Source organism: Methylomonas sp. 2F7, from assembly GCF_057126975.1.
The window spans coordinates 195,068-208,166 of sequence record NZ_CP195203.1; the positions used below are offsets into that span (position 1 = coordinate 195,068).

Consider the following 13,099-nt stretch of genomic DNA (forward strand, 5'->3'; position numbering starts at 1 on the left):
CCCCGATTTTTTTTGTTGTTTAAATGATGAGGAGTTGAAATGGTGGATACAATTGGCGAAGCAGCTGGAGCAGTCTGGCAATATTTGCATACGCATGGCGAAGCTAGCGTTAATAAAGTCACAACCGAAACCGGCTTGGGTAAGAACGACGTACAGCGAGCGATCGGTTGGCTGGCTAAAGAAGACAAACTTAATATTGAAATGAAAGGCCGCGTAGAAACCCTTTCATTGAAGTAAAAGTTTTCCCGCAACCTGCTTAAGGTTGAGCTAAGCGTGGCGGCATTCAATACCGGCTCCTTGCCCGGTATGAGCGTCGCCGGGGTTTGCCCTTGGGCGGGTTCCTAAATGCCGCTGTGTTTTGTTGGTAAATCTGTTACCTGACAGGAATGCGTGGCCCGCTTAGACACGCGCCAGGCGCTCTGTCGAAATCAGATACCGTAGCAAACCCATTTTAATTTGCCGACGGAATGGCTGCGTGATGCCGTAAAAAACTATAAAAATACTGATTCTAATAACCCTCTAACGCGGAGTCTTTCTGTCGAAATGAAAGCCAAAATTGCCACATTTTTCACCTTGGTGCTACTGGTTGTCATCAACCTGGGTATCTGGTCTTACGTCAATAACCCGTTAAAACTGCCATCCTGGAGCGATACCATGATGGGGGTGACCTTTAACCCCAAGAGCCGCGATTTCAATCCTGCGGACGGCGTATTTCCCACCAGGGAGCAAATTCAATCCGATCTGGAGTTGTTGTCCGGTAAAGCCCATTCGATAAGAACTTATACCTCGTTGGAGGGCATGGAGGTTGTGCCTGAGTTGACGGCCAAGAATGCAATCAACCTGGCGATGGGGTGTTGGGTGGATTTGGTTGATGACGACAGCTCTGAGGACGATCCGCAAAAAAAATTAGAGAACACGCAGAAGCGGCTGGATAAAAATCAGCGCGAAGTCGAAAGTCTGATCAATCTAACCAATCAATATCCAAAAACTATTGTCCGCACGCTGGTTGGTAACGAATCCTTGTTGCGTTACAGAAACAAGGTTAGTGGCCCCATCGCGCAGAAAGTTCGTCAAGAATTTTCTGGCTCAATGAGCGAACAAGATTTGCAACTGAAAATTGAGGCGGATGTTAAGGCTGAGGTAGCTGGCAAAGCCAACGAACTGATCGAGTATATTCGCGAAGTAAAAAAACGCACCTGGAAGCCGGTTAGCACAGCTGAAACCTGGGATATCTGGGTATCCAATCCGGCCTTGGCGGCGGAAGTCGATTACATCGCTGTGCACATTCTGCCCTATTGGGAAGGTGTGCCGGTAGATTTACCCAAAGGTGCGGAAGGCGATAATGCGGTCGAATATGTGTTCAAGCGTTATTACGAATTGCAGCAGTTGTACCCCAACAAAACCATCGTGATCACCGAGGTGGGTTGGCCGTCCGACGGTCCGCCGCAAAAAGCCGCCAGCGCATCGTTGGCGAATCAAGCTAAGTTTTTGCGCGAATTCCTGAACCGGGCGACGGCGGAAAACGTGATTTATTACGTGGTCGAAGCGTTTGACCAGCCTTGGAAGATCAAGCTGGAAGGTACCGCCGGTGCTTATTGGGGCTTATTCAATGCCGACCGGCAGCCGAAATTCCCGATGGAAGGCGATGTCTTAGCAAACCCGACCTGGCGCAACTGGGCCAGTGGGGCTGCGGTACTCAGTATTATCTTGATGGCGGCCTTCTTGTTCACTCGTAAGAGTCTGAAGCTGCCGGGCAAATTTTTCTTCGGTATCGTTGCCAACTTGGCGGCATCGGTCTTGTTCTGGTCGGCGTCAATCGCGGCCGCGCAATATCAGACCAGCTTTTCGGTGGTGTTCTGGGCCATTTTGCTAATGATGCAGGCTATGGCAATCTTGGTGTTATTGACCGAGAGTCTGGAGATAGCCGAAGTCATTTGGCACCGCAAAGGCCGGCGGACGTTTACGCCGTTAACGCCTTCGGCGGATTTTCGTTATCCGAAAGTGTCCATCCATTTGCCGATTCATAACGAGCCACCGGAAATGGTGCGGAAAACCCTGAATGCGTTGGCTAAGGTCGACTATCCGAACTATGAAGTATTGGTGATGGATAACAACACCAAGGATCCGACAGTTTGGCAACCAGTGCGTGATGATTGCGACCGCCTTGGCCCGAAATTCCGCTTCTTCCATTTGGATAATTGGCCAGGTTACAAAGCCGGTGCGATCAATTATGCGTTGACCAATACCGCCGAAGACGCAGAAATCATCGCAGTGATCGATAGCGATTACATCTTGAGCCCGGATTGGTTGAAAGCGATGGTGCCGTATTTCGACCAGGAAAATGTCGGCTTTGTGCAGTCTCCGCAGGATTATCGCGATTCCGGTCAAAGTACTTTCAAGGATATTTGCTACTGGGAGTATGCCGGCTTCTTTAATATTGGCATGGTGCAGCGTAACGAATTCAACGCCATCATTCAGCATGGCACGATGACCATGGTCCGCAAGTCGGCCTTCGACAAAGTCGGTCCGTGGGGCGAATGGTGCATCTGTGAGGATAGCGAATTGGGTTTGCGTCTTTACGAAGCCGGGTACGACTCGGTGTACTGCAAGGAGTCTTTTGGTCGCGGTCTGATGCCGGACACCTTCTCTGGTTATATGACGCAGCGTTTCCGCTGGGTATACGGCGCTATGCAGATCATCAAAAAGCATTGGCGGCATTTCTTGCCTAACAAAAAGTCTTCGCTGACCTCCGCGCAGCGTTATTACTTTGTGGCGGGTTGGTTGCCCTGGTTTTCCGATGCGCTGGCGTTGTTGTTTACCGGGACCAGTTTGATATTGACCGCGCTGATCGTGTCGGATCCTATTCACAGCGAACTGCCGGTAAACGCGTTCTTGTTGCCGACCATAGGCTTGTTTGCATTCAAGATTTTGCGCGGTTTGTGGTTGTACAAAGCGCGGGTGGCTTGTTCGATGCTGCATGCCTTAGGTGCGGCGTTGGCGGGTTTGTCGCTGACGCATACTGTGGCACGCGGTACCTTGCAGGGTTTGTTCACCTCCGGCAAGCCCTTCATGCGCACGCCAAAATACGAGCAACAAGGGCCGTTGGTGGCGGGGTTGTTGATCATTTGGCAGGAGTTGTTACTGCTGACCTTACTCGTCGCCGGTATTCTGGCGATGCGCTCCATCGAGCATTTCGACAACTTGAGTGGCCGGCTGTGGATGGCGGTATTGGCGGTGCAGTCTGTGCCTTATGTCGCCACTTTACTGACGATCCTGATCAGCGTTGCGCCTAACTATTTTCCAGGCAAAAAACTCTCCGCCGATGAGTTAGACGCGGACGAATAAGTATTGCTTGCTTAGTCTCTGAAAACCCTTGTCGGCTAAAGTTGGCAAGGGTTTTTTGTTTTTTTGGGTGGGACCGGTTCCAGTTGCTACCTGATGTGTTGCTGAGGTTTTAAGGTTAAGCGCCAAAACAGAGGGTATGGCGGGAGTGAATAAAATAAACTGTGTTATATGGCTTATTTCACATGAGGCATTTGCCGCATAAATGGGTTATTTGCGTAGCGTATTTGATGATGTTTTTTATTAATTGATTGATAAAAAAGCAATAATTTATTAAGGGTTGAAAATTGCTTATCTCTACAAACGGTTGTTTTAAAGTGTGTGAGATCACCCAAAACCCTTGGTGTTTTAAATAGCGCTTTTGCCGACAATCAGTCCTTAGAAATAACAAATCGCATACCTTCGCAATTTTTAACCTATGAAACACGCAAAATTCAAACTTAGCGCCAAGCCCTGTTTATTGGGAGCGATGCTGCTCACTGTGTTACCGGGAGTCTCGGCGACTGAAGATGGCAAGCCGGACAACAAAACCGGTAGCAATCAAACCGCTGTATTGCCGGAAATGACTGTGACTGCCGAAAGCGAAAAAGCCGCTACGCAAACAGCCACAGAAAAATATAAATTGCCTGCTGTGACCGAAAGCGTTACCCGCGAGAAGATGGAAGATACCATCAACGTGATGAACACCGAGGATGCGATCAAGTATCTACCTAATATTCTGGTGCGCAAACGTTATATCGGCGACAAGGAAATGCCGGTGTCGATGCGCACTTCCGGGACCGGTTCCAGTGCGCGCAGCTTGATTTATGCCGACGGCATTTTGCTATCGTCGCTACTGGGCAATAACAACGGTATGACCGGTTCGCCGCGCTGGAATATGGTATCGCCGTCGGAAATCGAGCGGGTTGATGTGATGTACGGACCGTTTTCCGCAGCCTACGGCGGTAACTCGATCGGTGGTGTTATTGATATTACGACGCGGATGCCCGAGAAATTTGAGGCCGGTGGCGGCGTGCAGTCGACTTGGCAGGAATACGATGTTTACGGCCATACAGACGTCTATGATTCGCAACAATACACGGCAAATCTAGGTAGCCGACACGGCGATTTTTCTTGGCGCTTTGATGTCAGTCATTTGGATGCGCATAGTCAGCCTATTAGCTATACCTATCTTCCCACTAGTTCCGGCACGGGTGGCGTACCGGTAACTGGTGCCGTCGGCGATGTCGATAGAACGGGCACGCAACGGATATTTGCCATCGGTGAAGGTAATATCAGACATACGGTGCAGGATAATTTTAAATGGAAGTTGGCTTACGACATCACGCCAACCCTAAAAGCCTCGTACACATTGGGTTTGTGGCAAAACGACGAAAGCGGTGGCTTTAATAGCTACTTGCGCAATGCCAGTACCGGAAGGCCGGTAAATAGCGGCATAATCAATATGAACGGACGAAACTACAGTCTGGGTTCGACGTTTGCCGAGAACGATTACCAGCAGATGCATTGGTCCCACGGCATGGCGCTCAAGTCGAACACCGGCGGTATTTTCGATTGGGAATTGACCGGCAGCGTGATCAATTACGGTCAGGATGAGCAACGCGCTCCCACTGTTGCGCCCAATCTCGCCACAGCAGGCGGCGCGGGAACCCTTACCAGCTTAAACGACACTGGTTGGCATACCGTGGATGCCAAAGGTATATGGCGTCCGGATTCCGCATGGGGACCGCACCATGTCAGCTTTGGATTTCATCATGATCTTTACGAATTAAACAACCAACAATATGTAACCTCCAATTGGATCTACGGTACACCAGGTCGCTTAAATACCAATTCGCAAGGTAAGACCGAAACCAATGCTGTCTGGCTTCAAGAAGCATGGACATTTGATCCGGATTGGACACTGACATTGGGCGGGCGATTAGAAAACTGGAATGCCTTCGATGGTACCAATACTGGCACCAATGGCAGAACGATCAACCAATCCAACCGCAGTGATTTACGGTTTTCGCCAAAAGCATCGCTGGCCTGGAAGCCAACAGATAGCTGGAAATTTACGAGTTCTATTGCACAGGCTTACCGTTTTCCGACGGTGACCGAACTGTTTCAGGGTACCAATATCACCGTAAGTGGGACATCTAATATCGTCAATCCCAATCCAACTTTAAAGCCTGAAGAAGCATTGTCCTCCGAGCTTTCCGCGCAATATTTCTTGAGCGAAGGTTCGTTGCGCTTGAGCTTGTTTCACGAGAAAGTCTACGATGCCATCTATAGTCAGACCACTTTCAGTCCCACCGCAAACTCGACCCTGTCCTATGCGCAGAACATCGATCAAATTAGCACCTATGGTTGGGAGTTTTCCGGTGAACACAGTAATGTCGTTATCGATGGTCTGGATTTGGCGGGTAACGTGACGTGGGCGAATTCGCGCATCGATAAAAATGCGGCTCTGCCTGCGTCTGTCGGCAAGTATCAGCCTAGAGTGCCGGAGTGGCGCGCCAGTGCCACGGCCACATACCATGTAACTAAAGATTTTACGTCTTCAATCAGTGGACGCTATAGCAGTCAGCAATATGGGCAAATCGATAACAGCGATGTTAATCCGGATACCTATACCGGCACCGGCAGCGCGTTTTTTGTTGTGGATACCCGTGCCAAATATCAACTGACCAAGCAACTGACGCTTTCGGCGGGTATCGACAATATCACTAACGAAAAATATTGGCTGTTCCACGTGTTTCCGCAGCGCACCTATATCGCGGAATTGAAATTTAACTATTAACCGGGTATTGAATGTATCCAGCAAGGATAGGACAGAGTGCGTCATATCCTTGCTGTGCGTCAAATAACACAGTTTAATTGTATCCTGTCAAACGGGTAAAAATGTTCGTAACTTTCCGGGTGCCTACTATAAGACGATGATGAAATTTCAACTCCCTGTGGCAATGATTACCTCGTTGATTTTGACCGCATGTGCCAACGAGCCGCTTAAAATCCAGCTAGGTGCAGAGGCGGCTAAGCACGAACAGCATGCCGACAAAAAAGCGCTATGCGCTGATCTGCAAACCAGTCCGGCCATCGGATGTTCCGAGACGGTCACCGCGACTTTCGACAATAGCGGTGTGCTGTGGTTGGCTTGGGTAGTTCGCGATCATATCTATGTGCAATCGTCTACCGATAAAGGTGCGAGCTTTTCCGCACCGGTTGCGGTAAACGCGGAGCCGGAAGCTATTGCCGCGCGCGGCGAATACCGGCCAAAAATCAAACTCGATGCGCAAGGTAATATCTATCTGACCTGGACCCAGAACCTGGAAAAACGCCATACCGGCCATATTCGTTTCAGTCGTTCGACGGATGGCGGGAAAAGTTTTTCCAAGCCGGTGACGGTCAACGACAATCCGGATGTGATCGGTCACCGTTTCGATGCGTTGGCGGTGGGGAAGAATGGCGAGATTTTCGTCGCCTGGCTGGATGCGCGCGATAAAGAAAAAGCCAAGGCCGCTAAGCAAGAGTTTGCCGGTACTGCTGTGTATTACGCTTGGTCGGATAATGGCGGCAAAAGTTTTTACCCCAACAAGGTTGTCGCGCCGCATAGTTGCGAATGCTGCCGCTTGGGCGTGGAAATAGATGCCGACAATTTGCCGGTGGTGCTGTGGCGGCATGTTTATGACGGCAATATCCGCGACCATGCATTGGTTAAATTTAATGATTGGCACACGCCGGGAGCTGTGCAGCGCGTCAGCCAAGAAAACTGGAAAATCGACGCCTGTCCGCATCATGGTCCGGCCCTGTCAATTGCCGACAATGGCGTTTACCATTCGGTATGGTTCAGCGGAGCCGCTGATAAACAAGGCTTGTTTTACGGCCACTCCAAGGATGGCGGTCTAAGTTATTCGCCAGCCTACCGTTTTGGCAATCAAGGTGCCAAACATCCCAACGTGTTTGCCAAGGGCGAACAAGTAGCAGTGGTTTGGTCGGAATTCGACGGCAGCCATAATCTGTTGCAGTTGATTAAGTCTAATGATGGCGGACTGAGTTGGTCGAAACCCGAAGTCGTCGGTAAATCGGCGGAAAGCGCGGACGACGCTTTTCTGTTGAGCGATGGCGATAATGTCTATTTGTCCTGGCAAACTGCGCAGGGCTATCAATTCCAGCCGATTTAGGTTTTATTGATCTAAGGCCATCCCGCTATTACCGCGGGATGGCGGCCTGATTGATCAGTTCAATTTCCAATCAGTTTCAATTCCGCTTCCCGATATTTTTCAGCGCATTTTCTGCTAACTTCTTCCGGCAATTTCGGGCCGGGGGCGGTTTTGTTCCAATCCAATGTTTCCAGGTAATCGCGCAGATACTGCTTATCGAAGCTGGGTGGGCTGATGCCGACTTGATATTGTTCGACCGGCCAGAAGCGTGATGAATCGGGGGTCAACGCTTCGTCGATTAAATACAGTGTGCCGTCTCCGTCCAGGCCAAATTCGAATTTAGTATCGGCGATGATGATGCCGCGTTCGCGAGCGTAATCAGCCGCTGTCGTGTAGAGCTGCAAGCTGGCGTCGCGCACTTTGCCGGCCAGTTCCTCGCCCATTAACGCCACCGTATCGGCGAAGCTGATGTTTTCGTCATGCGTGCCCATTTCGGCTTTGCTGGACGGTGTGTAAATCGGCTGCGGCAGTTGTTGCGCTTGTTGCAAGCCGGCCGGCAGTTCGATGCCGCACACTGCTCCGCAGCGTTGATAATCCTTCCAACCCGAGCCAATCAGATAGCCGCGCACGATGGCTTCCACCGGCAGCGGTTTCAGGCGTTTGACGATGATGGCCCGGCCTTCCACTTGTGCTCTTAGATCGGCATCGGGAATTACATCTTCCAGCGTCAAATCGTTGCTTAAATGATTGGGAATAATATCGCGCATTTTTTCAAACCAAAAATTACTCACCCGGGTCAATACGCGGCCTTTACCGGGGATCGGGTCGGGCATGATCACATCGAACGCAGACATCCGGTCGGAGGTGACGATCAATAGATGTTTGTCATCGATTTCGTACATGTCGCGGACTTTGCCGCGGCCGAGCAATTTCAAATGCGGCAGAGAGGATTCGTAAAGTGCGGCGGGGGCATTCATAATACGTTTGTGGAGTCAGTGAAAAGTGGCCGCAATTTTATCATTAAACCTGTTGAGGATAGGAAACGCATGAGTTGGCTGGGCAAGTTGGTGGGTGGGGCGTTTGGATTTATGCTGGGCGGACCGCTGGGGGCGATTTTCGGTGCGTCGGTGGGGCATCAGTTCGATGCAGGGCTGGAAGGGATGGCCGGCGAGTCATTTAATCCTGGCGACCAGCAGCGCGTGCAAATGGCCTTTTTCACCGCCACCTTCGCGGTGATGGGGCATGTCGCCAAGGCAGATGGCCGGGTTTCCAACGAGGAAATCGGGTTGGCGAAACGGGTAATGGACAACATGGAACTCAACCCCGAGCTGCGCGAAGCCGCCGTGCAACTGTTTCAGCAAGGCAAGCAGGTCGATTTTCCGTTGGCGGAAGTGTTGCGGCAATTTCGCGTGGAATGTCATCGCCGTACCCATTTGGTACGAATGTTCGTGGAAATCCAGATTCAGGCGGCTTTTGCCGACGGCGTCTACGATGCCAAGGAAGAAAAGCTGTTGCTGGATATTTGCGCGCAACTGGGTGTATCGCGTTTCGAATATCAAATTATTAAAGGGCAAGTACAGGCGCAGCATCGTTTTCAGCAGTCCGGCGAACAGTTCCAGGCTAAGTCCGGCCTGTCAAAATTGGAGGATGCTTATGCCGTGTTGGGCATACCCCCGACAGCCGAGGATGCCGATGTGAAAAAAGCCTATCGGCGCCTGATGAGTCAGCACCATCCGGACAAGTTGGTGGCTAAAGGTTTACCCGAGGAAATGATGCAGATGGCCAAGCAAAAGACTCAGCAAATCAGGAAAGCCTACGAAACGATACGTGAAGCAAGAGGGTTTTAAAAAGAGCCCGCCAGCCACAGAGGCGGCTGACGGGCTTGAAATAAACAGATTAACTGCTTAACAACGAGGGAGGTACAACAAAACTTAAGCGCGAAACGAGTCGCTGAAATCCAGATTGCTGGCGATGGTTGCAGCGCCAAATAGCATGGTGGAGATGATGAACTCGCCAGACATGAAGCCAAACACGCCGGTGGTGAAAAACAGGCCGGTGAGTACGTCTTTATACAGATTGTTCGATTTGTTCATTTTTGCTCCTAGACTGAATACAGTCGATACCAATGAAGACGACTTCACTATAAGCTTTATTTTTTTATTTACAATACCGGCAATAGTGGATTATTTGTTTCCTTTTGAGAAACAAAAGTGAAATAAAGCTGTCATCTAGGCTTGTTATAAGCTGTTTTTAATCCAGGAATGCGCGAAGCGCGGGCAGATTGCTCTTGGGTAGTTTGACGGAGAGCCTTACCGAATCGGAAAAATCCTGGCCGATAATGCTGCCGTCCAGTTTTTTTAACTGGTATTCCAGCGCTTGTAGCCGGTGGTAATCGAGATTTAATGTCAGCTCGACAAATTCAATGTATTCGACAATGTCGGCGGCCTCTATGACTTGCTTGGCGACATTGCCGTAAGCGCGGGTCAAACCGCCCGCACCCAGTTTCACTCCGCCGAAATAACGAATCACCGCCACGACTAGATTGATTAACTGCTTGCCTTCCAGGTGCTGAAAGATCGGCTTGCCGGCGGTGCCGCTGGGTTCGCCGGCATCGTGAAAGCGACAGATCAGACCGTCCGGCGACTGGATACGGTAGGCGTAAACGATATGACTGGCATCCGCATAGCTTTGATGCAAGTCTCGCAGTAACAGCAAGGCTTCGCGTTCGGTCTGGCAAGGGCGGATGATGCCGAGGAAGCGGGATTTCTTGATGATTTCCTCCACTTCACAAGTCTTGACGACGACACGCACCTTACAACAGCCCGTTAATCGCCGGATGCTGGTTCAGCAAATGCTCGCGAAACGCTTCTATTTCCGTCTCGTCGTTACGCAGTTCGCGGGGAATGTTTACCGGAATATCGCTGACAATCCGCATCGGCGGCGGCGACAGGAAAATCAAGCGGTCTGCCAACGCAATCGCTTCGCGTAGATCGTGACTGACGAATAATACCGTATGCGGCCGCTGTTGCCACAATTTATACAATAAATTGCGTACCTGCCGGGCGCTGGGCGCATCCAGCGAGACGAAGGGTTCGTCCATCAGCAAAATGTCGGGGTTGATGGCAAAGGCGCGGATGATCGCCACCCGCCGTTGCATGCCTAGCGACAGGCGTTCCGGATAAACCTGCTGCACATCGCTCAGTTGCATGTCTGCCAATAAGGCATCGATCAAAGTGGCGGGCGGCGTTTGCGCAAATACCACTTCGATATTTTGACGGACCGTATACCAGGGCAATAGCCTGGGGTTCTGAAACACATAACCGATCTTGGCGGTTGCCGCTTGGCTACCGATACGGATTTGGCCCTGATAATGGCTGTCCAGACCGGCAATCATATTCAATAAAGTGGTTTTGCCGCAGCCGGACGGGCCGAGCAGGCAGACGAATTCGTTACGGCCCACGCTGAGCTGCAAATCGGCAATCGCCTGGTGTTGGCGGTCGTCGACATGGCGGGAGCGATAAGTCTTATCCTGGATGCTGATGGTAATATCGTTCATCGCCGCCACCGTAAGGCCTTGCGGTCCAGCGGTCGCAGCAATAGCCATTCGATCAATTGGATCACCGCGACGAAGGCAAACGTATAAGCCAGCAGGCTGGCGACATCGAATAACTGAAAGAACAGATGCAGCTGATAGCCCATGCCATTGCTGCGGCCGAGCAGTTCCACCACCAAAATGATTTTCCAGATCAGCGCCAAACCGGAGCGAGTGGCGGCCATCACGAACGGATGCAACTGCGGCCAGATCACATGTACCAAGGTTTTTTGGCGTCCGAAACGGTAGCTTTCCGCCATTTCCAGCAAATCCTTATCCAGCGCTCGCGTGCCTTCGCGAATGGTGACAATCACATTCGGCAACTTATTGATCACCACTGCCAGAATCGCCGCCGATTCCGCCAGTCCAAACCAGACATAGCAGAGAATAATGGTGACCAGCGCCGGGATATTCAGAAAAATCACCAGCCAGTTATCGAAAAACGCATCCAGGGTTTTATTGTTACCCAGCGTCACCCCTATCGCGCAGCCTAATACCATCGCAATCGAGAAACTGACCACCAAGCGCAGCAACGTCACGCCTAAATGGTAAGGCAGTTCCCCGGATTGAGTGGCCTGCCAGAACACCAATGCGACTCGGGCTGGATAGGGTAATGTGGGGCTGTTTGCCAAGCCAGCCGCCAGCTGCCAGATGCCTAGCAGCATTAACAGCGACAGCAGCGTAAGGGCGGTGTGATTAAATTTAAAAGTGCCCGTCAACATCAATCGGCCGACCAGAATGTCCCCGCTTGTAGTTGAGCCGATTGGCCGGTCAGCTTGTTGTTACTGAGTTGGTGCAGCAGGGTGTAGATTTTTGCGGCAGCGCTTTGTTGAGTGGCGCCCCATTCCTCTACCCGGCCCTGGCAATAGCGCTCTCTGAGTTTTTGTTGTTCTTTCGGACTGGTTGCATCGGTGAGCGGCACGATTTTCTGCCATTCCGTATCGGAGCTGCACAGGGTGTCGTGGGCTTGTTTACTCAGACTCAAGAATTGTTTAAAAGCCACTTTATGTTGATCGGCCCAGTCCTGCTTGAATACATAGCCGATGCTGGGGACGGTTTCGCTGATGCCGAGCTGGCGGATGATGTCTTCGCCGGTCAATAACACCCGATAGCCTTGGGCTTCCAGATGTGCGGCGAATTGCCAGAAAGTCAGTAGGGCATCGACGCGCTTTTCTTGCAGTTGCTGGCTCAATAGCGGTGGCGCGCCGTAGATCTTTTCGACGCCGGCGTTTAGATCCAGTTGTTGCTGTTGCCCTAGGGCTTGCAACAACAGCCAGTTTTTATCCAGTTCGCCGCCGGCTATACCCAGTTTTTTGCCTTTTAGATCGGCCAGCGACTTAATCGGGCTATCGGCCGGTACCAGTAATACACCGGAGGTATCGGAAAATGGATAAAAACTCAAATTCGTGCCGGTGCTGCGCATGCTGGAAGTCCAGATCCAATCGGAAACGATTACATCGACCGAGCCAGCTTGCAGAGCAACCTTACCCGCTTGTTGATTGGCAACCGCAATGTTCTCCACACTGAATTCCGCTTTGTCCAATAGGCCTTGGTTACGCATCGCCGCCAATTCCCAATTTAAGGTACCGGCCGCCATGGCGCCTATACGGATAGTGGGTTTCTCGTTGGCGTTGGCAATCTGCGCCAATAAGGCGGCAATAGCAAACAGGCAAATTTTCATATTCATCTGCAAAGTCCCTAGTCGGATGGTTAACGCGACGATTTTAACGCAGCCGCCGCGAATACGAGAATGTTTGTCGGATTTGCTTGGCGGCGATGTGTTGTCTAGGGTTTAACGGCAAGCCCTTCGACCGATATTCCCAAAAGCCCGAGCCAACTAGACCTCGCGCGTAACCTTGGGTTCCGGCATTGCAGGTCAGCGGGGAATTCAAGGGCTCCCTTACAATCTGATTAGCAAGCTTTAGCCGTGTGCCTTGCAGCCGCAAAATCGTCCTTTCGGCAAGGAATGCTGATAGCTATAGGTATCAGCATTCAGGAAAATTAACGGCTGTGGTGTAGACAC

The 13,099-nt window shown here is 51.1% G+C and carries 11 protein-coding genes; 5 read left to right on the top strand and 6 right to left on the bottom strand.

The genetic code is table 11. The features are described from left to right. The first annotated feature begins 39 nt into the window (after nucleotides 1-39). The 4 genes from ACR64Q_RS00955 (at nucleotide 40) to ACR64Q_RS00970 (ending at nucleotide 7,505) form a co-directional block, all read left to right on the top strand. Nucleotides 40-237, top strand: a complete 198-nt coding sequence (locus tag ACR64Q_RS00955; RefSeq protein ID WP_020483545.1) for a winged helix-turn-helix domain-containing protein — start codon at nucleotides 40-42, stop codon at nucleotides 235-237. A gap of 306 nt (nucleotides 238-543) precedes the next feature. After that, the gene (locus tag ACR64Q_RS00960; RefSeq protein WP_026603158.1) at nucleotides 544-3,345 is read left to right on the top strand and encodes a glycosyltransferase; all 2,802 of its coding nucleotides are present in this window, start codon (nucleotides 544-546) and stop codon (nucleotides 3,343-3,345) included. Nucleotides 3,346-3,760: 415 nt separating this feature from the next. Next, a complete protein-coding gene (locus ACR64Q_RS00965; RefSeq protein WP_313733290.1) occupies nucleotides 3,761-6,124 on the top strand; it encodes a TonB-dependent receptor in 2,364 nt (787 codons plus the stop codon). 136 nt (nucleotides 6,125-6,260) lie between these two features. Next, nucleotides 6,261-7,505: a sialidase family protein gene (locus ACR64Q_RS00970; protein WP_313733291.1), complete on the top strand. Its 1,245-nt coding sequence runs from the start codon at nucleotides 6,261-6,263 to the stop codon at nucleotides 7,503-7,505. A gap of 59 nt (nucleotides 7,506-7,564) precedes the next feature. On the opposite strand, the gene ACR64Q_RS00975 is transcribed toward ACR64Q_RS00970, so the two are convergent. Continuing rightward, nucleotides 7,565-8,461 (bottom strand): phosphoribosylaminoimidazolesuccinocarboxamide synthase, encoded by an 897-nt coding sequence (locus ACR64Q_RS00975; protein ID WP_313733292.1) that lies wholly within the window; start codon nucleotides 8,459-8,461, stop codon nucleotides 7,565-7,567. A 69-nt stretch (nucleotides 8,462-8,530) separates the two neighbouring features. Here ACR64Q_RS00975 and djlA point away from each other — a divergent pair, with 69 nt between their 5' ends. Next, nucleotides 8,531-9,331, top strand: a complete 801-nt coding sequence (djlA, locus tag ACR64Q_RS00980) for a co-chaperone DjlA (RefSeq protein WP_313733293.1) — start codon at nucleotides 8,531-8,533, stop codon at nucleotides 9,329-9,331. Nucleotides 9,332-9,415: 84 nt separating this feature from the next. Here the strand turns inward: djlA and ACR64Q_RS00985 are convergent, their stop codons facing one another. From ACR64Q_RS00985 to ACR64Q_RS01005, 5 genes are all read right to left on the bottom strand, one after another. Beyond that, nucleotides 9,416-9,577: a hypothetical protein gene (locus tag ACR64Q_RS00985; RefSeq protein ID WP_020483539.1), complete on the bottom strand. Its 162-nt coding sequence runs from the start codon at nucleotides 9,575-9,577 to the stop codon at nucleotides 9,416-9,418. Between the two features lie 157 nt (nucleotides 9,578-9,734). Beyond that, on the bottom strand, nucleotides 9,735-10,295 hold the full coding sequence (locus ACR64Q_RS00990) for an IMPACT family protein (protein ID WP_026603163.1): 561 nt from the start codon (nucleotides 10,293-10,295) through the stop codon (nucleotides 9,735-9,737). A gap of 1 nt (nucleotide 10,296) precedes the next feature. After that, nucleotides 10,297-11,040 (bottom strand): ABC transporter ATP-binding protein, encoded by a 744-nt coding sequence (locus tag ACR64Q_RS00995; protein ID WP_313733294.1) that lies wholly within the window; start codon nucleotides 11,038-11,040, stop codon nucleotides 10,297-10,299. Beyond that, a complete protein-coding gene (locus ACR64Q_RS01000; RefSeq protein ID WP_313733295.1) occupies nucleotides 11,037-11,798 on the bottom strand; it encodes an ABC transporter permease in 762 nt (253 codons plus the stop codon). The genes ACR64Q_RS00995 and ACR64Q_RS01000 overlap by 4 nt, the downstream gene beginning before the upstream one ends. After that, entirely contained in the window at nucleotides 11,798-12,763 is a 966-nt protein-coding gene (locus ACR64Q_RS01005) for an ABC transporter substrate-binding protein (RefSeq protein ID WP_313733296.1), read from the bottom strand. Before ACR64Q_RS01005 ends, ACR64Q_RS01000 begins: the two co-directional genes overlap by 1 nt. Between the last annotated feature and the right edge of the window lie 336 nt (nucleotides 12,764-13,099).

Coding starts and splice junctions, on each gene's coding strand:
- ACR64Q_RS00995 (WP_313733294.1), bottom strand. CDS start 11,040: ATGAACGATATTACCATCAGCATCCAGGATAAGACTTATCGCTCCCGC.
- ACR64Q_RS00970 (WP_313733291.1), top strand. CDS start 6,261: ATGATGAAATTTCAACTCCCTGTGGCAATGATTACCTCGTTGATTTTG.
- ACR64Q_RS00960 (WP_026603158.1), top strand. CDS start 544: ATGAAAGCCAAAATTGCCACATTTTTCACCTTGGTGCTACTGGTTGTC.
- ACR64Q_RS00975 (WP_313733292.1), bottom strand. CDS start 8,461: ATGAATGCCCCCGCCGCACTTTACGAATCCTCTCTGCCGCATTTGAAA.
- ACR64Q_RS01005 (WP_313733296.1), bottom strand. CDS start 12,763: ATGAATATGAAAATTTGCCTGTTTGCTATTGCCGCCTTATTGGCGCAG.
- ACR64Q_RS00985 (WP_020483539.1), bottom strand. CDS start 9,577: ATGAACAAATCGAACAATCTGTATAAAGACGTACTCACCGGCCTGTTT.
- djlA (WP_313733293.1), top strand. CDS start 8,531: ATGAGTTGGCTGGGCAAGTTGGTGGGTGGGGCGTTTGGATTTATGCTG.
- ACR64Q_RS00965 (WP_313733290.1), top strand. CDS start 3,761: ATGAAACACGCAAAATTCAAACTTAGCGCCAAGCCCTGTTTATTGGGA.
- ACR64Q_RS00955 (WP_020483545.1), top strand. CDS start 40: ATGGTGGATACAATTGGCGAAGCAGCTGGAGCAGTCTGGCAATATTTG.
- ACR64Q_RS01000 (WP_313733295.1), bottom strand. CDS start 11,798: ATGTTGACGGGCACTTTTAAATTTAATCACACCGCCCTTACGCTGCTG.